Raw genomic sequence first — 20185 nt, 5'->3', positions numbered from 1 at the left:
CACTTCTATTAATCATTTCTGAGAAATAAACTGAACCTTACCTAGTAATAATTCTAATTTCTATTTCAAAAAGTCCTATTTTGTTTCAGAAATATTCATTTTTCTAAACTTAAATAGATCATCATGAAAAAAATTGTTTTACTAGGTCTACTGATTTTTTCCTGCATTTTTCTTGCATTTATTTTCTTCCAGTCTAATCCAGCTACTAAATTTTTGGATTCATTGCGACAGGATCAGAAGGAAAAAGCAATGTTTTCATTTAATGATTCGACTAAAACTCGATGGCACTATGTACCAAGCAGTATGTTTCCCCGAGCGGGTATTTCTTTGGCAGAATTGGATATGAATCAGCAAAAGCTCTTGCATGAGTTGATCGAATCTTCCCTTTCCGAAACCGGCTATTCAAAGGCAAAAAGAATCATTGATCTGGAAAATGTACTTCGTGAAATTTCAGGTGATTCGGTCATGCGAGACCCTGAAAAATATTCTGTCGCTTTCTATGGCAACCCTGAAAGCGATAGTCTTTGGTCTTGGTCATTTGAAGGGCATCATATTTCATTAAATTTCACTGTATTGAATGGTGTCCAATCCATTGCTCCAAGGTTTCTGGGTGCCAACCCTGCTATGATCCCATCAGGTCCAAGAAAAGGAGAAAGAACATTGGATAGAGAAGAAGATTTGGGATTTCAATTAATCAATTCATTAAATCAGGATCAGAAAGCCTTGGCGGTTTTTCAGGAAAATTCGATCAATGAAATTGTGACAAGAAACTCGATCGATGTAGATCCTTTAGCACCGGTTGGAATCAAATACAGTGAATTGAACGCAACGCAACAAGAGGTATTCTTAAGCCTGATTGATGAATATTTAGCAACCATGCCTGATGAGCTTGCAAAAGCAAGGATGAAAAACATTCAAGAAGAAGAATTAGGGGAAATCCGTTTTGGCTGGGCAGGTGCAACTCAATTAGGACAAGGGCATTATTATAGGGTTCAAGGAAAATCATTTTTGATTGAGTTTGATAATACCCAGTCTAATTCAAACCACATCCATACGGTTTGGAGAGATTTTGATGGAGATTTTGGAAAAGACCTGATCAAAGAGCATTATGCAAATTCAGACCATCATTAATAATTAAGCCCCTTTATGAATTCCAAAACTTTTCTGATTCTTTGCTGCTTTTGTTCTGCTTTTAAAATTGGTCTTGCTCAGGAGTTGATTCTATATAAAGATGTGGATACCACCCAATTGTTTATGGAGGTGATTTATCCTGAGAACTTGGAGGATAACAAAGAATATCCAGCTTTGGTATTTTTCTTTGGTGGTGGATGGGTTGGAGGAAGTAGACAACAGTTTGCTCCTCAGGCAGCTTATTTTGCTAAACGTGGAATTGTCTGTTTTTTGGTTGATTATAGGGTCAAAAACATACACCAAACATCTCCTTTTGAGTCACTTAAAGATGCTAAATCTGCCATTCGATATGTAAGAACCCACGCCTCGGATTTTCAAATAGACCCACATAAAATTATTGCTGCTGGAGGTTCTGCTGGAGGCCATTTGGCAGCAGCTACTGCTTTGAGTCAAGGTTTTGACGAAGGCACCGATGCATTGGATGTAAGTGCTGTTCCCAATGCTTTGATATTGTTTAACCCAGTAATAGATAACGGTCCCGGTGGCTATGGCTTTGAAAGAATCGGTGAAGCATACGCTAAATTTTCTCCTATACACAACATCAGAGTAGGAGCTCCTCCTACTCTTTTTATGCTGGGAACAAAGGATCGACTTATCCCGGTGATTACTGCTGAATATTATCAAATGGTAATGGAAAAAGTGGGAAGTAGATGTGATCTAAAATTATACGAAGATCAACCACATGGATTTTTTAATTACTCCAATTTTGAAAATTATAAAAAGACACTTCAAGCATCAGATGAGTTTTTACAGTCCTTAGGATATCTGAAAGCAGAGCCCGTGATAGAGATTAGATAATAAAATTTAGATTCCCATTTTCACCCATGGAAATCCCAATAGTTGGTATTGGTTTAAAATTGGACTGAAAAAGTCTGGGGCTTTCGAGTAAATTTTCAAAAGAATATCGGCAATTGTCAATTCCTTCTCATTTAGAATCACATCTAACCAGGAACTAGAAATTGCCTGATTTTCAACAGTTTTAACTTTATGGGCACTGGCTAATAAGCAAAAAGTGTTGTTTTCGCTGAACCAACTAAAAGCAAGACTAGATCCTTTTTTTTCTTGGAGGGTTGAGCAGGTAAACCACAGAGTGGAGTTAAGCGGTTTCGATGGTCCATTCTGTAATAATTCAAGTTTTTCCAAATGTCCATACCCCCTTAAGCGATCACCTTCTCCATGACCAAAATAAACCCAGTTACCTGACATTCTCTTTATTTCTTCTAAAAACTCTTCTTTAAAAAAGTCCCCCGGATGAAAGGATAAAGCTCCAGATTTATCCCAGTCGCCTAGCAACGTAGTATATGCTGGTTCATACTGGCAACTTACTGAGGTCCGGTTATAGTATTTATCAACTGAATTAAAATATTGTTCAAATAGTATAGAGCAATCATTCCATGAATCAGCAAAAATTAAAGAATTGACAAAGACCTGGGATTTACTTTTCTGAATCAATTTAGGCCACTTTTTTTGATGTTTTTTGTCAGAAAATTTTCTAGGCAAGATCCATAAAACTGCTGCTATATTATTTTCTGAAAGCTGCAGTTTGATGGAAGGGTTCGCTTTAAGCCTAGTAAGATCTAATTCTTGATGATAGATAAAAAAACAGCTGGATGGAAAATTGATCCATCCAGCTTTACTTTTCATTAAGTCATCAAGCCATGATTCAGGGATGATGATCGCATAGTTCATATAGACTTATTAATTACTTAATACCAATGTCGGTCTTGTGACAAATTCCAAATCTTTCAAGGTAAACGTTCCAAACTTAAACTTAGCCTTATAAACTTGTTTTGCAAGAGGTTCAATTAGGTCCAAAGCAATTGGAATTCTTTCGCCATTGAATTTAGCTTTCCAATAATCTTCCACCAAAACTGCCTGTTGTTCTCTTTCCAAATTCAAAAGCTTTCCATTGGCATTTCTGATATCTGCTTCCGAAAGATTATATCCTTTACCAAAGAATTGTGAATGCAAGGCTTCTAACATATATACTCCTCCAGAATTCACAGCCTGCCAAACATGAACAAGTTCATGGATCAAGGTATCCATTGGCAGCGTTGTACCTGACTTATAATTGATCACATACATCGTGGTAAATGGACGGTTTTTATTTAGCCACATGATAAAGTCTGCAGGAAAACTTGCAGTAGTCAGTTGAACCTGATCCAAATCAATTGAAATTCCGAAGACTTTTTCTGCTTCTGCTCTCTCTTTGGCATTCAGGCCTCTATGAGAACCAAAAACATCCATCAAAATCGCAAATAAAACAGCGGCTACAGAAGCGCTTATTTTTAAAGCTTCTACCATCAAGGTTACTGCTGATTTCCCAATTTGAATTAGACCTTTGATCAGGCCTTCTCTAAATGCAGCTCTGACATCTTCAACAATTGTTCTGACCACTTCTTTGATGTGAATCAATGTGCCAATAAATGCAGCCATTAATGTTCTGATCACAGACTCAGTCTTTCTTGCTATAAACTCCAAAATCTCTTTTACCTGAGTCCAGATAATTCTTAATGCCATCATTAGCTTTTTAGCTTGTGCCAAAGTAAACTTGGCTATCTCATCTAAAATCTGGGCAAGTGAAATTGCTAGATCTTTTAAAGCGCCAATTATAACAGAAAGCTGATTGATCGTCTTATTAACTACTTCGGCCAAAATTGTCCTGATAGAATTACCCAAAGATTTCAAAGCATCCAAAACCACTCTAGCAATGTATCTTGATCGGTTAATGACTGCATTCATGATTTCACGAATCGATCTTCCCACTCTCTTTATTTCCTGAACAATTTGCTTTGCAATACTGTAAGAAATTCTATCCAGCCTTGAAACGAAATCAAGAACAGACTTTCCTGCACTCAAAAGAGCTTTTACAACTGCAAAAATTCTAGAAGTAGCCATTTTAGCTATCTCAAACAATAAAGAAGTAAATGAGCCTAACAATTGCTCTAATTTTGTCAAAGCAGTTTTTAAAATGGCTTCAGCTTGAGAAATGGCCCAATTAAGGATTTCAATTCCCTTTTTGCCAGCTTCTATGACTGCCTGAATAAATTTTTGAATTGCCGCAGTTCCCTTTTTCACTGCTTCATTCATAATTTGAATGACGGATTTGCCCGCCCGAATTATCGCCTCTACAAAATCATTGATTTTACTTTGGGTCCAAGAAACCACAGCTGAAATTGCCTCTGCTAGATTCTTTCCAGCTTCTTTTATCGCATCCGCCACAGTATTAATTGCACCAACAACCGCATCGACCACAGTACCCACTGCATCTTTGACCCAACCCCATAATCCGTCTGTTTCATCGGGCACAACTCCTGTTTTCAATATATTTCCCGCCACACTAAGCCATTCTGCAATATCCTTGATGTTACCTCCTTCAGAAAAATAATCTTTCATCAAATTCTTTGCATCCGCTCGCTTCATCCGAGCCATGTGATGCACTAACAAAGGAGCTTGTTTGTTTTGCAAAAAACTCTTTACCACTACTTTTCTGGAGGCCGGTTTTGCTTTGACAGACCAAGTTGCTAGTTCAAATCCTTCTTCAAAGTCACCATTTTGACTTCTCAAAAGAATAGCTTTTGAAGTTAAAACCAGATCTGATTCACTCGTTTCTTCAGAAGCTTTTAGAACTTGTGCGATGTTTTTTCGATCAAACCTTGCGGCTTGCATCGCAGTTACTTTTGATTTTAAGCTGTTGCCATTTTGGATGGACTTTAATTGGGTTACGGTAAGACTTCCCATGATAATAAAAGTTTAAGTTTAAAAATTAGGTATATGTAAAGTAAAATATCAAAACAGTTATGACCTTAAAAATAAGGCATTTGTGTTCATTAAAAAACATATTTAAGAAAATATCTAATCAAAAAATAAATGAATAATATAAAACTATTATTAAATATGATTATTTCATTTTTAAATTAAGTAGACTTTCGGTAGGCAACCATAAAAAAAGCCCCGAAACTATCGGGGCTAAGGTGATTGTGAACAACTTTTCACTAATTCCTTATTTCAATGTTGCCACTAGAGACAACACCAGACACGGTATAAGGAGAACCATTATCTATCTTTAAATTCCCGCTGGAAGAACTGTCTCCCACGCTTACTTTTCCACTTCCGGCCTGAAGGTTATAGTTAAATCCATTAAGTGATGAAAATGTTTGAATTCTGATATTTCCGGAAGATGCATTAAACTTAGATAATCCACTAAGGCCAGAATTAACTGCATTGATTCTACCAGATGAAACTTCAAGTTTTCCCAGTTGATCGATTTCTGACAAATCCATATTTCCTGAGCTCAACTTCGCATGTAACATTCCTTCTACACCTCGGATTTTATAGCTACCTGAAGATCCATTTATTGAAATATCACCTAATAAATTGTTTAAAGAAACTCTTCCAGACCCAATTTCAATAGTAGTATTTCCCTCTAAGTTTACTAGATCCAAGTCTCCTGAACCAGCATTTATCTTAATAGAATTCCCTGAAACATCTTGAACGACTAATCTTCCTGAACCTGCAGAAAAATCCATTTGATCTCCGGATACATTTGAAACGGTTCCTTTTCCAGAACCAACTTCGACATCCATTTCCATTTCTAAAGGTCCAGTCAAATAAATGTAACCTCTCGTTCTACCTGTAACGCCTAGATTTCTTTGATCCAATTCAATAATGAGTTTTCCTGGTTCCTCTCGGTAGTCTATCTGATATCTTCCTGATCTATTCGATTCCAATAAAGCATCCAATTGAACAGTCGTCATGGAAGCATCACCTCGATAGATTACATCCAAGAAACCTGATTCAATTTCAATCTGGTTTATTCCAGCGAATTCCTCATTAATTGTTTGGACTACCTCCAACTCAGTATCACATGAGCTAAACAAGCCCTGAATAGATACTACTGCTAATACAGCAAATACTTTTAATAAATTCCTTTTGAACTTCATTTTATGCAGATTTTAAAATTTTATTTTAATAATAAATTTAGAAAGCGCTGCATGCATACAAATGTACGGTGTTTTTCCAGCGCCTGTTTTAGAAATTAAATTTTCTTGATTTAGGTCAATTCTTATTGATTGAATCTGAGACCTTTAGTGCGGGTGGGGATAGATCCCCTCTTTGCTTTGAAATCATTATTTCAAACACAAAATCTTGCTTTGGAGTCATTTAGAACAGTTTTTTGGTTTAGTTTTACATCGTTTCTATCTAGACAACTCAAACCGGTTTTACCCCTAGTTAAAATTTGTAAAAATGATCGCTTCAACTCCACAAACCCCTTATTACGCAGTTATTTTCACCAGCTTAAGGACAGAAATCGAAGAAAAATACCAGGAAACTGCGGCTGAAATGGTGCGTTTGGCAGAGCTCCAACCCGGGTATTTAGGGCATGAATCTGCCCGAGAAAGCATTGGGATTACTGTGAGCTATTGGAAAGATCTCGAATCCATTAAAAACTGGAAAAAACAATCTGACCACTTACTTGCTCAAAAAAAAGGAAGGGAAAAATGGTATTCTGCCTATAAAACTAGGATCTGCCTTGTGGAGAGGGATTATGGATTTGAACTATAGAGGGGAAAGTTTAAAAAGCATATCCAAAACCTACTCCTGCATACAATGGCCAAAAACCATTGTTATTAAAGATTGGATTGATGTTTATCTTCCACATAAACCCGCCATCGACAGGAACTTTTCTATATCCAAAATTCATAGTTCCCATCACACTTGGTGAGCCATCCACATCTAAAATAAAATTGTAATCATAATCAGTCACGCAATTGGTACAATATCCATAATCATATTGTCTCTGCTTGAATGCAAAAAAGGTAGCCCCTAAGCCGATTTCAAAATAATGAGGGCCTTTTCCCATAAGCCTGTTTGCCATTACTGGGAGAGAGAAAAATGACTCTCCATCCATCGCAAAGCCTCCAAAGCCAAGTCTCATTCCCCAAGAATCAACTTTTTCCTGATTAAATCTAAAATCATAATTAAAACTATACGGCAATCCAGGACCTCCGAGCTCTAAATAAACAGATTTAGTAGGCAGTTTTTCCTGGGCGAATAGAGTTCCAAGGCTAAAAAACAGAAGGCCGATAAAAATGATTTTTTTCATGGTCATTAAATTTCTTGTGTTATTACAATTACGTAGCAATCAAGTGCAATGCTACATAAAGTCTTTCAAAATAATATCAAATCTGATTTTAATTAGAACTTAAATTAAGATTGCTATTTTTATTTGTGGAAAAGATGAAAAATAAGTTATCTGGTATGAAAAAAGGAGTTTTGGCAACTTTATTCCTATCCCATATTTATTTGTTGGTTTTGGTCTTTGGCTCCTGTGTGGATCAACTGGATTCAGACCCTTTCAACTCCTGTCCCGCAGCCAAAACAGTGAACGCCACTGATATCAAAATCACTTACAGTCCTTACAAAGGGTCCAGCTTTGCTACAGATCAGGACACCGTTGCTCTGAAAGATTTTTCTTTCAATTTTGAGCTTGTTCCTCAATTGAATACCGAAGGCTTTATCGGAAACCTTCCGGGTCGCGCAATGGCACTGACCTGTATTCAATCATATAATTTTAAAAACATTTCCAACATCGCTGTCACACTATTGGCTCCTTTCAATGGTTTGCCGGTTGGAACAGATATTTCCTATTTGCTAAAAGTCAACTCCGAGACAACTTTAAACAGATTTAGGCAGTTTGATAACTTATCCATTTATTTAGGAGCAACGCTTAACATTGTACCTGAAAATTACCAACAGCTAAAAACCCGAACCTTTCTTTTCTTAAAAGATGGAACCAATGTTTCTGTTGATTCAAGTTCACCCTACTTAAAAACTAACTAAACCACATGTTGCGTAAAATATTTCTTGGAATCTTTACTGGAGCCATGGTTCTGGCGATTCTGTATATGCTTGGACCAAATGTCAAAAAAAAACAATTGACTATCAATTTTCCGGAAGTACCAACCAGAGTTCAGGAAATCCAAAGCTATGTGAATGAAAGGGAAGACACTGTTGTAGGTTTGAAGCCTGATAACGAAGCTTATATTGTTTGGGCTGACAGTACAAACAAAAGAAAAACGCCTTATTCGATAGTATACATTCATGGATTTGGGGCAAGTCCAATGGAAGGAGATCCTGTTCACAGGTTCCTGGCAGCACATTTTGGGGCCAATTTATTTGTAACAAGGCTTCCAGAACATGGGATTAAAAGAGCCAATGGAATGGAATATTTATCTGCTCAGGCTTTAGCCGACGCAGCTGGAGAAGCTTTTCAAATGGGCCAAAGTTTAGGTGATTCAGTTATCGTTGTAGGAACTTCAATGGGAGGCGCTCTAACGCTGCTTCTTGCCAGCCAGCAACCTACCATCAAAGCTGTGGTAGTATACTCTCCAGCGATACGGGATAATGGAAATAAACTGGAAGCATTCTTTACTCCTTGGGCCCAGCAACTTATGATTTGGACTATGATGGATGACAAGGTAATTCACCAAAATAGAACCGGGGAAAAGGCTTTGTATTGGTCTGAAGACTATCATATCAACGGATACGAAAGTTTGGCAGTGCTTATGTATAGCATGATGAATAAGCAAACTTATTCCAAAATCCACCAACCCTTATTTTTAGGCTACTATTATAAAAGTGAAGAAGAACAAGACTTTGTAGTGTCCGTTCCAGAAATGCTAAATATGTATGAGGAATTAGGAACACCTGATGCCTTGAAGAGAAAAGAGGCTTTTCCAGAAGCCGGAGATCATGTGATTGGGAGTTCTATTACTTCGAAAGATTGGGAAGGAGTTCTTTTTAAAACGATCGATTTTCTAGAAAATGTGGCCAAAGTACCGTCCAGGGCAGACTTTCAACAAAAAGTGAATGAATTGAACGAAATGGAAGAAGAGCTCAATTCTATAAATGGAAACTAAATAAAAAAGGCTTCTGAATCAGAGGCCTTTTTTATTATTCATTTTCAAAACTATAACGAAAAGGTGCTGCCGGAAGCTTAATACTGTTGATCAAATTCACTTCTGGATTATCTGCCCAAGCATACCGTATTTCGCTCGGATTGTTTATTGAAGTTTCGAAAACCACTTCATTCTTTCCTGAAATTTTACCTTCTACGTCCAGGAAATTTCCTCTGGAATCAGCAATAATGAAACCCTTGACAACTCCCGCACCATCGGATAATTCAAGCCCCTCTCCTACAGACCCAAACGTGACTACAATCTTTCCTTCTTCTGCACTAGCACTTTCAATTACTGGCCCTGAGGCAACAAGATCTTCTTGGTAAGCTACTTTTCTAGCTTGTAGCCAAAGTCTTTCTCCGACATCTTTTTTGTTTTTCGGATGGATATCTCCAGCCTCCCCAATATCAATAATTACCGCCATCCCTGTGTTTGGAACAGTCAAGGTCTGGGTTTGTGCGTCTCTTAAAAACGCCCAATCACTATCAGGATGCGGAGATTTCCTTTCCATAAAATTGGCCAACTGAACAAAGAGGAATGGGAACTCACCAATATTCCAATGCTGTCGCCAATTAGTAATCATAGCAGAAAATAACTCCTGATATTCATTTGCTCTTCCCGCATTACTTTCTCCTTGATACCAGATTGCTCCTTTGATCGGGTATCCTGTAATGGGTTGGATCATGGCATTAAACATCATCCCCGGCTTCCAATTTAACCTTTCAACATTTGGCAACATGGGTTCTATAATATCATTAGAATACTTCCATGTTCCTTCTAGGGAGATTTTTTTCGCTCCTTGAGTCAAATACATTTCGCCTTTTGCTCCTAAAACTGGTTGATTGTTCCATGTATTTATCACACGAACAGTCAAAACATTCATACCCTCATTTAAGGCTGATGCTGGAATTTCAAGGTCGACCATTGGTTTACCCCAATCTTTATAATACAATGGCTTTCCATTCAAGTATAAGTAAGCCATTTGATCGATATTGGGTAAATGAAGCATGGCTCCTTCATTTCCAGAAGCAGTAAATTCTTTACGCAACCAAGCAATATGTTGTAATGGATTTGATTCAGGAAGGTTAATAGTCCTCCAATTCGAATCATTATACTCTATTCCAGCCACTTCGATCGCGGTTAAGGAATCAGGACCTGTTACTAGTTTATTTCGTAACTCCTTTCTTTTTTCATTTTCCTCAACTTCATTTTGCCATTTAGCTGCGTTTTCCATGATATCCTTTGCCTCTTCGGAATAAGACGCTTTCATTCCCGCAAGTACAGAAGCTTCAGTCCAGCCTTCAGCTGGAGTTCCTCCCCAGTTAGATTCAATTATGCCAACAGGGACATCTTTTTCAATATGATTTCTTTTAGCGAAGAACCAGGCTACGGCAGAAAAATTGGGCATATTTTCTGGATTAGCCACTTTCCACTCTCCACCTACGACATCATCAAGTGGTTCTGCACTATAGGATTGCGGAACTTTAAAGAATCTTATTTCAGGAAATCCACCTTCCACAAATTCTTTTTCAGCTCCAATAACTGCAGACTTTAATGCCCATTCCATGTTGGATTGACCACCAGCCAGCCAAACATCACCGACATAAACATCTGCAATTTTCTTTTGATTGACTTCCAAGGTATAAGGCCCTCCAGCAGACGATTTAGGCAACATAATTGACCAAGTACTATCTGGTTCCACCTCTGTACTTCCCATCAGTCCATCGATGGAGACTCTCACTTTTTCAGATGGAATTCCCTTTCCCCAGACGTGGATTTTCTGATCTCTTTGGATCACCATGCCCTCTTCAAAAATTTTAGGGAGAATTACTTCTGATTCAAACTTATCTGAATCGCAGGCAAAGGTTGCCAGGAGGATAATTAGGATTAAGTATCGTTTCATAGGCTTTGGGTATTTGTCAGAAAATTGCTGAAAAATAATGACATGTCCATAACAAAACAGCCTGATGAAATAATTCACCAGGCTGTTAATCATTAAAATACGGTTGATATTAAATAAATCTATTCAATAGATTTTCGAAATATTCTTGCTTACCGCTAGTTTTTGCAGGCTCGCCATTTTCAGCAGCGTAATTACGAAGATCTTCTAAAGTCAAAGAACCTTCTTCAAAAGCTTTACCTTTTCCGGAATCATAGCTTGCATATCTGTTCTTTCTTCTTTCCAAGTAATCAGATTTGTCCAAAATATCCTGAGCTATCAGCATACCTCTTGCAAAAGCATCCATACTTCCGATATGTGCCAAGAACAAATCTTCAGGATCGGTTGAGTTTCTTCTGATTTTTGCATCGAAGTTTACTCCACCACCTTGCAGACCGTCAGAATTTAGAATAACCAACATTGCTTCTGTCATTTCCTGAAGGTTCATAGCAAACTGGTCAGTATCCCAACCGTTTTGGTAGTCACCTCTATTTGCATCAATACTTCCAAGCATTCCTGCATCTGCAGCCACTTGAAGTTCATGCTGGAATGTGTGACCCGCTAAGGTTGCATGGTTAACTTCCAAGTTCAATTTGAAATCCTTATCCAAACCATAATGTCTCAAGAAGCCGATTACTGTAGCTGCATCGTAATCATATTGATGCTTGGTTGGCTCCATTGGTTTTGGTTCGATGAAGAAAGTACCTTTGAAACCATTTTTTCTAGCGTAATCTCTAGCCATAGTAAGGAACTTGGCCAAGTGTTCTGTCTCACGCTTCATGTCAGTATTTAACAAAGACATGTAACCTTCTCTTCCTCCCCAGAACACATAATTTTCACCGCCCAAAGCGATCGTTGCATCAATTGAATTCTTCACTTGTGTTGCAGCATAAGCCAAAACATCAAAATCAGGGTTGGTAGATGCACCATTCATGTAGCGAGGATTACTGAAGACATTGGCAGTACCCCAAAGTAATTTTACACCTGTTTCTGCCTGCTTTTGCTTAGCATACTCCACGATGATTTTCATTCTCTCTTCGTATTCTGCGATATCTTTTCCTTCGTCGATCAAATCGACATCGTGGAAACAATAGTACGGCGCTCCGATTTTAGTGATAAACTCGAAAGCAGCATCCATTTTATCTTTTGCTCTTTGGATTGGATCAGGAGATGCATCCCAAGGATGAACGATCGTTCCAGGACCGAACGGATCTCCACCGGTTCCACAGAAAGAGTGCCAGTAAGCGATAGAAAACTTGAAGTGTTCCTTCATAGTCTTCCCCGCGATAATGCGGTTTTCATCGTAATAGCGGAATGCCATCGGATTATCGCTATCCTTTCCCTCAAAAGGAATTTTGTCTATCGAAGGGAAAAATAATTTTGACATGGTAATTTATTTTAGGTTAATACAATAGGTTTAATGCCGCGATTATACTCTTAATTTTTGAATCTGCTCCAATTGGTTTTTCCAATGGGAATAGACTTCTTCGTAAGGTTCATAAAAATGTTGGTTTGGCTCTAGGGTCTCCAATAATTCCAGACCTTCGAAAGCCTCACCTTCAGTTTTAAACAAACCCACACCGATACCAGCTCCTCTGGCAGCACCTTGTGCTCCATCGGTATCATAGAGTTCCAAAACCACCTTGTTCATATGAACAAAGGTTTTTCTGAAGATTGGACTTAAGAACATATTTGCTTTTCCGGCTTTTACAGTCTTGAGATCCATTCCCATGTCCTGCATGATTCTAAAACCGAATGTAAGCGCTGAAACGATTCCTTCTTGGGCTGCACGAATCATATGCTTTTTATCATGCTTCAATAAGTCCAAGCCAAGTAAATGCGCTCCAACTGGTTTATTTTGCATGATTCGTTCTGCTCCGTTTCCAAATGGGATAAATGTCAACCCATCCGAACCAATAGGAGCAGCACTTCCCAGGTTATTCATTTCATCGTAATCAATTTTACCGGCTCCCATCACTTTCTTAATCCAGCTATTGAGAATTCCGGTTCCATTCACGCAAAGTAAAACCCCATAAGATGGGTTTTCTTTGGTATGGTTTACGTGCACAAAGGTATTGACTCTGGATTGAGGATCATACAATGGGGTATCACATACACCATAAACAGTTCCTGATGTACCAGCAGTAGTAGCCAATTCTCCTGGCTTCAATACTTGAAGTGAAAATGCATTATTTGGCTGATCACCAGCTCGATATGAAACAGGTACACCAGCTTCTATTCCCGTCACTTCAGAAGATTGAGAAGTTACTTTTCCTTGGATAGAATAAGAAGGAACTGCTTCTGGAAGCCATTCCAAAGGAATATTATAGTTATCCAGCACTTTTTTGCTGACTCCATTTTCTTTGAAATCCCAGAAAATCCCTTCTGAAAGTCCTGTTTCAGATGTCAAGATTTCTCCTGTTAATTTCATTGCTATGAAATCCCCAGGAAGCATAATTTTGTGAATCTTGGAAGCAACTTCAGGTTCATTTTCGATCACCCATCGAAGCTTAGAGGCTGTAAAATTTCCAGGTGAGTTAAGAAGATGTGGCAAGCAATAATCTTGACCAAGATCTTTAAAAGCTTTTTCACCAATACCAACTGCCCGGCTATCACACCAGATAATTGATGGCCTCAACACATTTTGATCCTTATCGACCAAAACCAAACCGTGCATTTGATAGGCTATGCCGATTCCTTTGAGTTCGCCCTTCTTTACATCAGCCTTGCCAAGTACAAATTTACTGGCTTGTTTAATGTATTTCCACCAGGTTTCCGGATCCTGCTCGGCCCAACCAGTCTGGGGAGATTTTATTTCCATCTCTTCTTCTGGAAATGCCTTGGCTACTATGGCTTTTCCAGTGTCTGCATCCAAAAGAGACGCTTTGATAGAAGAACTTCCTATATCTAATCCTAATAATAATCTTCTCATTACGCTGTTTTTTTACCAGAATACGATGTAAAGTGCAGCTGTGATTCCAGCAATCAAAAATGCACCAATCTTAAATGCGGTACTGGTCTTAAATAGATCTTTGTTGATCTCAATACTATTTGGATGGTCTTTACCTTTTCCTTCAACCAAACTGATGATAATCATCAATGCAGCCAAAATCAGGAATACCACACCCATTCTATCAATAAATGGAAGGTCTGGCAATCCGATTTTAAGTACCACAGATAATGGAATACTTAATGCCGCAGCTGTAAGGGCTGCATTGGAGGTAGTTTTTTTCCAGAATACACCAAAGAAGAAAATTGCAAATACCCCTGGACTGATAAAGCCAGTATATTCCTGAATAAACTGGAATGCCTGATCTAATTGACCCAAGGCTGGTGCTACGATTGCTGCCACCACAAAGGCGACCATCGCTGTGATTCTACCAACTCTCACCTGTTTTGTTTCAGAAGCTCCTTTGCTGAAATATTTCTGATAAATATCCATGGTAAAGATAGTAGAAGTACTATTCGCCATAGATGCCAAAGAAGATACAATGGCTGCGGTCAAAGCTGCGAAAGCCAAACCTTTCAGACCTACTGGCAACAATTGAAGTAAGGTAGGATATGCTCTATCTGATTTGATCAAGGAAGTTGCAGGGTCTTTCATAGACTCCATAAAACTCACATCAATACCATTTTTCACAATAACCCATGCAGCAATACCTGGAATCACCACGATCAAAGGCATCAATAACTTTAAAAAGCCTGCGAAAATCATCCCTTTTTGAGCTTCGTCAAGGTTTTTGGCAGCTAAAGCTCTCTGCGTGATGTATTGGTTGAAACCCCAATAACTCAAGTTTGTAATCCACATACCACCTACCAGCACAGAAATACCAGGAAGATCTAAATAGGCATCTCTTTCTCCACCTGCTCCATCTGGAATCATCATCTCTCCTTTAGAGAAAATCATGGAAAAGTGACCAGGAACTTCTTGTCTTAGTAGACTTAATCCATCCCAAGCATTTCCAGACCCTACCATTTGAAGAGCAATGTAAGTTGTGGCCAATCCACCTGCGACCAAGAAAACAACCTGAACAACATCTGTCCAAGCTACCGCTTTCAAACCTCCATAGATGGAATAAATCATTGCAAACATGGCCAAACCAGCTATCCCATAACCCATGGGTACATCCAGAATGGTATTCAAACTCAATGCTCCTAAATAAAGGACTGAGGTCAAGTTCACAAATACATATAATAGAAGCCAGAAGATCGCCATGGTAGTTCTGACACGGGTGTCATATCTATCCAGCAAAAATCCTGGCATGGTATAAATGCCTTTTTTGATATAAACTGGCAAGAAAAAGATCGCTACAACCAGCAAAGTAGCAGCAGCCATCCATTCATATGTTGAGATCGCTAATCCCATGGCAAAGCCAGATCCAGACATTCCGATGAACTGTTCCGCAGAAATATTGGAAGCAATTAAGGATGCACCTACTGCCCACCAAGGGAGCGCTTTGGATGCCAAGAAATAATCTGAGGAGTTTTTAACGTGGCCTTTCTTTTCACGGGATACAAAAAGGCCCATCCCGATGATGAGCAGACAGTAGCCTACAAAAACAATCAGGTCTAAGGGTTCTAAGAGCATAAGGGAATAGGTTGATGTTTGGGCTTAATATTTATTTCATCTTGCCTTAATAAAAGACAAGGCGATAAATATAAGACTTTCATTCAAAGGTCTAAAAATAAATTATTCTGATTCTGATGCTATTTAAATAGCTTTTCTAAAAATGGAAGTGGTTCAATGGCATATTCTACCTCACCTATTTTTTTTAAATAGCTTATTCCCATTGCATTAGACACCCAAACTGTGCTGGCTTTTGCCAAATGTTCAGGTAAAAAAGAGCCTTGTTGAATTTCTATCCCCATGGTATTTAAAGATTCAAGAATAACTGCCCTCCCTACTCCAGCAATACAGGAGCACTTTAAAGAAGGTGTAAAAATGTCTGCTCCGATTTTCCAAAAAATATTGGATGAACCAGCCTCTGCAATAAATCCCCGATGATCCATTAAAATAACTTCATCCATATCCTTTTCCAATCTTTCTTGATTGGCCAATACATAAGGTAAGGCATTCAAAGTTTTGGCATGACTCCAAGCATTTGGAAACAATTTGATTCTTGTGGAAATATAGGCCTGCTCTTTAACTCCAACAGGAGTAGCATACTCTTTAATATGGATTGTTTGAAGAGTTTCTTGAGTTTGAGGTGTGTATGTTCCGGATTTCGCCCGAAAGACATTCCATCGTACCCGACATTTTTTGGAGCCATACTTTTCAAGGAGAAATGCTTCCAATTTTTGGATATTGATCCTGTCTTCCAACAATCCTAATACTTTTAACCCTGCTCTTAATCTGGCGTCATGCTTCTCTAAAAATCTAATCTTTCCATCGGAAAATACCATAGATTCAAAAACCCCATCTCCAAAATTCATTGCTCGGTTGGGATATTTTATGTAATCTTCAGCTCCCCAGTCGTTTGATTTGGGGTTAAAAATGAAATTTGTTTCAAAATCGCTCATAAACCTGTTCGAAATCGTTCAGTTTGTAAAAGTGTCTTCCATTGAACTCGTTAAAAGTAGTAAAGAAATCGCCCTCTATGAGGAATTCTGAGTGATAAATCACATTTTTGAGTTTAATAACGAAGCATTAAATAGCTTAGCATCAATATTGGTTAAAAATTGCCATGGCAAATAAGAGTAGCGTTTTTGATATGATCGGACCTGTCATGATTGGACCTTCATCATCACATACAGCTGGAGTAGTTAGAATAGCGAGAGCTGCAATACGCGTTTTAGGGGGAAAGCCCGATAAAGCTTTGATTACCTTCTATAATTCATTTGCCAGAACCTATGAAGGACATGGAAGTGACCGTGCGATCATAGGTGGATTAATGGATTTCAAAACTGACGATGCCCGCATAAAAAATGCTTTGGAAATTGCAGAGGAAATTGGATTTGAATATCAATTCAAATCTATTGGAAATTCATCCATACACCATCCAAATACCATTAAGCTGAATCTCACAAAAGGTGATAGATCAGTAGAGGTGGTCGGTGAAAGCTTAGGAGGTGGTGTGATCAACATTGCTGAAGTAGATGGATTTGTGGCAAATTTCTCGGCTAAGGACCACACCCTAATAATCAAGGCAGATGATGTTTCTGGTGCTATTGCGTTTATATCCAGTGTTATTGCACAGGAGAAAACAAATATCGCCACGATGTCTGTATCCAGAAAAGGAAAAAATGACAAGGCTTGCCACGTCATAGAAATGGACTCTGGAATTCAGGAAATCACCAGACAATACCTCCAATCTTTGCCTTGGATTAAAGAATTAATTTATATACCTGATATTGACCTATAACTACACACAACTACATGAGAAAATGCTTTTTAGGATTCGCTTTATTAGCGGGTTTAAATTTTTCCACTTTTGCGCAAGAAACAGCAATTCCCTCAGGTCCTCTTGACCTAGAAACCGCTGTTTCAATCGCTTTGGAAAATAACCTGACATTAAAGAGAAGCGAACTGAACCAAATATCAAATGAAGCGACTTTGCTTCAAAATCAGGGACAACGATTGCCTAACCTTTCGACTGGTGCAAGTAGTGGTTATCGTTGGGGTAGATCAATTAACCCGGTAACCAACCTCTTTGAAACTGCCAGAATCGGTAATATCAACGTTTCGGCTTCTTCCAATGCCACAATTTTCGCAGGGAATCAGATCAACAATTCGATCAAGCAAGCGAAAGTAAACTTGGAAGCAGGGATGTATAATATCGAAGCAACCAAAAATGACATTACTCTAAACATCATCAACTTATTCATTAATGTGGTTTTTAACAGAGAGCAAGTCAATGTTGCAGAAAACCAATTGGCGACAACCAAGGATCAATTAGAGAGAACAACCAAATTGGTCGATGCAGGATCTTTGCCTTTTTCAGATCAATTGGATGTGCAGGCTCAAAATGCTACGAATGAGGTGAACTTGATTAATGCAAAGAACAATTACAACATTGCAAAACTGAACTTGGCTCAAGCACTGCAAATCCCTTATACTCCTGAATTTTCGGTGATCGAACCTGAATTTGAAATCAATGAGGCATTGATGGCTACTGAAACGCCAAGAGATATCTACAATGCAGCTCTTGACATTATGCCTGAAATCAAAGCTGCCCAGGCAAATATTGAAAGCGCGGAATATGGTGTGAAATTGGCTAAAGCAGGTTACTATCCAACTTTAGGGTTAGGAGCAAATATTTTCTCCAACTATGTTGATCAGGCTTTCAATACAGAAAGACCTTCATTTGGTCAACAGATTGAAAACAACCTTTCGCAATCTTTAAATTTGCAATTAAGCATTCCAATTTTCTCAAGACTGAATAATAAAGCCAGTGTGCAACGCGCACGTGTGCAGAAACAAATCAGTGAAGTAGCTGCCTTGGAAGCAGAAAACCAATTGAGAAATGACATCGAATCTGCATACAACAGTGCTTTGGCAGCAGAGCAGTCCTATGAAGCTTCCCTTATTCAAGTAAAAAGTCTAGAGGAATCCTTCAGAATTGCACAACAGCGATTTGATCTAGGAGCCATCAATTCTGTTGACTTCCAAGTAGCACAAAACAACTTGTTCAATGCACAAGCGGACTTGTTGAATGCTAAATACACATACATTTTCAGAGTAAAAGTTCTTGATTTTTACTTGGGCAATCCAATTAACTTAAACTAAATCATGGCTAATAAAAAGTCGAACAAGCTATTGTATTACCTACTCGGGGCAGTAGGATTAATTATTGTTTTTGCGATCATCGGCCGCGCAGCGGGATGGGTTGGAGGTGCAAAGGAAATCGAGGTAGAATTCGCAACTGCAAAAAGAACTCAAATTATTGAGAAGGTAAGTGCTTCCGGTGAAATACAGCCTGAAGTAGAAGTAAAGCTTTCTCCTGATGTTGCAGGTGAAATCATCGAATTGAACGTGGTAGAAGGTGACTCAGTAGCTGAAGGAAAATTACTTGTGAAAATCCGTCCTGACAACTTCATTTCTGCTTTGGATAGGTCTAAAGCGAATTTGAATCAGCAAATGGCAAACCTTTCTCAAGCCAAAGCAAGTCTTCAAAGATCTGAAGCGCAGTTCACGCAAGCTGAGTTGAACTTCAACAGACAGAAAACTTTGTATGAGCAAAAAGCTATCTCTCAGGCTGATTTTGAAACTGCACAAGCAAATTACATCACAGCTCAAAAAGACTTAGAAGCTGCAAAACAAAGCGTGATTGCTTCTGAATACGTAGTAAAAAGTTCTCAGGCAACTGTAAATGAAGCTTCAGAAAATTTACGTTTGACAAATGTTTATTCTCCAGTGGACGGTATTGTTTCAAACCTATTGGTAGAAAAAGGCGAACGTGTGGTAGGTACTCAACAAATGGCGGGAACTGATATGTTGACCATTGCAGATCTATCCAAAATGGAAGTTAGAGTGGATGTGAACGAAAACGACATCATTCGTCTAAGCATGGGAGATACTACCATCATCGATGTAGACTCTTACTCTACTACAGGTAAAAAATTCAAAGGAGTTGTAACCAGCATTGCAAACACGGCAAATACCAAAGCATCTGCTGATGCAGTAACTGAATTCAAAGTGAAAATCAGAATTTTGAACAGTTCTTATCAAGACTTGGTAGCTGCAGGGACAAAATATCCTTTCAGACCTGGTATGACAGCTTCTGTTGAAATTTTGACCACCTCTAAAAACAATGCTTTGGCTATTCCACTTTCTGCTGTAACTACCAGAGAAAACAAATTGGATACCCTTGCCGGTGGAACAACAAAGTCTAAGGAATTGGTTTTCATCAGCGACAATGGTGTGGCTAAAATCAAAGAAATCAAAACTGGTATCTCCGATTTTGAAAATATCGAAGTACTAGAAGGAATTGCAGAAGGAGAAGAAATTATTTCAGGTCCTTACTTCGTTGTCAGCAAACAATTGAAAGAAGGTGATCTAGTGAAAAAAATGGAATCCGTTAAACCTGCTGCTCCTGGAGCGTCCAATTAATAAGAAATAATTCAAAAAAAGACCTTCAGTGTTTATTCGCTGAAG

17 protein-coding genes are annotated in these 20185 nt (G+C 38.5%); 8 read left to right on the top strand and 9 right to left on the bottom strand.

Features of this window, described 5'->3' with window-relative positions:
* The first annotated feature begins 123 nt into the window (after window positions 1-123).
* Window positions 124-1131, top strand: a complete 1008-nt coding sequence (locus tag J0A69_RS11965) for a DUF3500 domain-containing protein (RefSeq protein WP_206586786.1) — start codon at window positions 124-126, stop codon at window positions 1129-1131.
* A gap of 15 nt (window positions 1132-1146) precedes the next feature.
* Window positions 1147-1989, top strand: a complete 843-nt coding sequence (locus J0A69_RS11960; RefSeq protein WP_206586785.1) for an alpha/beta hydrolase — start codon at window positions 1147-1149, stop codon at window positions 1987-1989.
* 6 nt (window positions 1990-1995) lie between these two features.
* Here J0A69_RS11960 and J0A69_RS11955 read toward each other — a convergent pair whose 3' ends face one another.
* The 3 genes from J0A69_RS11955 to J0A69_RS11945 form a co-directional block, all read right to left on the bottom strand.
* Window positions 1996-2880 carry a hypothetical protein gene (locus J0A69_RS11955; protein WP_206586784.1) on the bottom strand — a complete coding sequence of 295 codons (885 nt, stop codon included), beginning with the start codon at window positions 2878-2880 and terminating at the stop codon, window positions 1996-1998.
* Between the two features lie 9 nt (window positions 2881-2889).
* Entirely contained in the window at window positions 2890-4932 is a 2043-nt protein-coding gene (locus tag J0A69_RS11950; RefSeq protein ID WP_206586783.1) for a hypothetical protein, read from the bottom strand.
* Between the two features lie 254 nt (window positions 4933-5186).
* Window positions 5187-6134 carry a DUF4097 family beta strand repeat-containing protein gene (locus J0A69_RS11945; protein WP_206586782.1) on the bottom strand — a complete coding sequence of 316 codons (948 nt, stop codon included), beginning with the start codon at window positions 6132-6134 and terminating at the stop codon, window positions 5187-5189.
* A gap of 304 nt (window positions 6135-6438) precedes the next feature.
* Here J0A69_RS11945 and J0A69_RS11940 point away from each other — a divergent pair, with 304 nt between their 5' ends.
* The gene (locus J0A69_RS11940; RefSeq protein WP_206586781.1) at window positions 6439-6756 is read left to right on the top strand and encodes an antibiotic biosynthesis monooxygenase family protein; all 318 of its coding nucleotides are present in this window, start codon (window positions 6439-6441) and stop codon (window positions 6754-6756) included.
* A 10-nt stretch (window positions 6757-6766) separates the two neighbouring features.
* Here the strand turns inward: J0A69_RS11940 and J0A69_RS11935 are convergent, their stop codons facing one another.
* Window positions 6767-7297 carry a hypothetical protein gene (locus J0A69_RS11935; protein ID WP_206586780.1) on the bottom strand — a complete coding sequence of 177 codons (531 nt, stop codon included), beginning with the start codon at window positions 7295-7297 and terminating at the stop codon, window positions 6767-6769.
* Between the two features lie 134 nt (window positions 7298-7431).
* Between J0A69_RS11935 and J0A69_RS11930 the strand changes: the two genes are divergently transcribed.
* On the top strand, window positions 7432-8034 hold the full coding sequence (locus J0A69_RS11930) for a hypothetical protein (protein WP_206586779.1): 603 nt from the start codon (window positions 7432-7434) through the stop codon (window positions 8032-8034).
* A 5-nt stretch (window positions 8035-8039) separates the two neighbouring features.
* Entirely contained in the window at window positions 8040-9113 is a 1074-nt protein-coding gene (locus J0A69_RS11925) for an alpha/beta hydrolase (RefSeq protein ID WP_206586778.1), read from the top strand.
* Between the two features lie 34 nt (window positions 9114-9147).
* On the opposite strand, the gene J0A69_RS11920 is transcribed toward J0A69_RS11925, so the two are convergent.
* The 5 genes from J0A69_RS11920 to J0A69_RS11900 all read right to left on the bottom strand — a co-directional run bounded on the left by J0A69_RS11920 (window position 9148) and on the right by J0A69_RS11900 (window position 16611).
* Window positions 9148-11055, bottom strand: coding sequence for a sialate O-acetylesterase (locus J0A69_RS11920; protein ID WP_206586777.1), 1908 nt, complete (start codon window positions 11053-11055; stop codon window positions 9148-9150).
* 109 nt (window positions 11056-11164) lie between these two features.
* Complete coding sequence (gene xylA, locus J0A69_RS11915; protein ID WP_206586776.1) at window positions 11165-12478, bottom strand: xylose isomerase; 1314 nt, start codon at window positions 12476-12478, stop codon at window positions 11165-11167.
* Window positions 12479-12520: 42 nt separating this feature from the next.
* A complete protein-coding gene (locus tag J0A69_RS11910) occupies window positions 12521-14023 on the bottom strand; it encodes a xylulokinase (RefSeq protein WP_206586775.1) in 1503 nt (500 codons plus the stop codon).
* 12 nt (window positions 14024-14035) lie between these two features.
* Window positions 14036-15679 carry a sodium/sugar symporter gene (locus tag J0A69_RS11905; RefSeq protein WP_206586774.1) on the bottom strand — a complete coding sequence of 548 codons (1644 nt, stop codon included), beginning with the start codon at window positions 15677-15679 and terminating at the stop codon, window positions 14036-14038.
* 119 nt (window positions 15680-15798) lie between these two features.
* Window positions 15799-16611, bottom strand: a complete 813-nt coding sequence (locus tag J0A69_RS11900) for an aminotransferase class IV (protein ID WP_206586773.1) — start codon at window positions 16609-16611, stop codon at window positions 15799-15801.
* Between the two features lie 164 nt (window positions 16612-16775).
* Between J0A69_RS11900 and sdaAB the strand changes: the two genes are divergently transcribed.
* From sdaAB to J0A69_RS11885, 3 genes are read left to right on the top strand one after another with little or no spacing between them, the layout of a single operon-like run.
* On the top strand, window positions 16776-17453 hold the full coding sequence (gene sdaAB, locus J0A69_RS11895) for an L-serine ammonia-lyase, iron-sulfur-dependent subunit beta (protein ID WP_206586772.1): 678 nt from the start codon (window positions 16776-16778) through the stop codon (window positions 17451-17453).
* A gap of 14 nt (window positions 17454-17467) precedes the next feature.
* Window positions 17468-18817 carry a TolC family protein gene (locus J0A69_RS11890; RefSeq protein WP_206586771.1) on the top strand — a complete coding sequence of 450 codons (1350 nt, stop codon included), beginning with the start codon at window positions 17468-17470 and terminating at the stop codon, window positions 18815-18817.
* A 3-nt stretch (window positions 18818-18820) separates the two neighbouring features.
* Window positions 18821-20140, top strand: a complete 1320-nt coding sequence (locus J0A69_RS11885; protein WP_206586770.1) for an efflux RND transporter periplasmic adaptor subunit — start codon at window positions 18821-18823, stop codon at window positions 20138-20140.
* Window positions 20141-20185 lie beyond the last annotated feature (45 nt).

The sequence above is a fragment of the Algoriphagus pacificus genome (genome assembly GCF_017254845.1).
Taxonomy (GTDB): domain Bacteria; phylum Bacteroidota; class Bacteroidia; order Cytophagales; family Cyclobacteriaceae; genus Algoriphagus; species Algoriphagus pacificus.
This window is presented reverse-complemented; position numbering and strand designations above follow the sequence as displayed.